Annotated in this window: 1 protein-coding gene; it reads left to right on the top strand. The window is 70.1% G+C overall.

Annotated features, from left to right (window positions below):
* Window positions 1–286: 286 nt before the first annotated feature.
* The coding region (locus tag FG154_RS20650; RefSeq protein ID WP_186312501.1) for a cytochrome b/b6 domain-containing protein at window positions 287–699 on the top strand (413 nt) is incomplete at its 3' end.

The following is a 699-nucleotide window of genomic DNA, read 5'->3' as shown; positions in this document are numbered from 1 at the left end:
CGCCGCGAGGTGTGCCGCGGCGGGCAGACGGGGGGCGGAGGCGTTCCGGGGCACGGTGGGGGTGGAAAGGTGCATGATGGTCTCCATCCGGATGAGAAGGACGATTCGGCGTCGATAGACCCGGTGTCGCATCCGACGGTGAGCGCCGCCTGACGGGGCCCGTCAGCAGAGTGTCAGGCTGACAGGATCCCGGGGCGATCCGGAACCTTACGGGAAGCTGACTGGGCGAGTCAGGCAGGCGTCACCCTGCGCGGTGAGAAGGACCTCGCCACCACCGGAGCCCGTCATGAGTCGCCCCGTCCTCGTTCCCGTCTGGGATCTTCCGATCCGCCTGTTCCACTGGTCGCTTGCCCCGAGCGTCGCCGTCGCCGCCGCCACCGGCTTCCTCGGTGGAGCCGAGGCGATCCGCTGGCATGTCGGCGCGGGACTCGTCGCGCTGGGTCTCGTGATCGCCCGCATCGTCTGGGGCTTCACCGGCCCCACCCACGCGCGGTTCCGCGACTTCGCGCCCCGCTTCGCCGACGTGGTGGAGCACGTCCGTTCCGACAGCCCGCGCCATCTGGGGCACAATCCGCTGGGTGCGCTGATGGTCTTCGCTCTGATCGGGCTGATGCTGGTGATCGGCGTCTCGGGCCTCGCGATGCTGGGGGGCATGTTCAAGACCGGGCCGCTCGCCTTCTGGTCCTTCGAGGCCGGGCG

The organism is Cereibacter sediminicola (assembly GCF_007668225.1).
Taxonomy (GTDB): Bacteria; Pseudomonadota; Alphaproteobacteria; order Rhodobacterales; family Rhodobacteraceae; genus Cereibacter_A; species Cereibacter_A azotoformans.
Note: the sequence above shows the minus strand (reverse complement) of the source record. Positions and strands in the feature narration are given on the sequence as shown.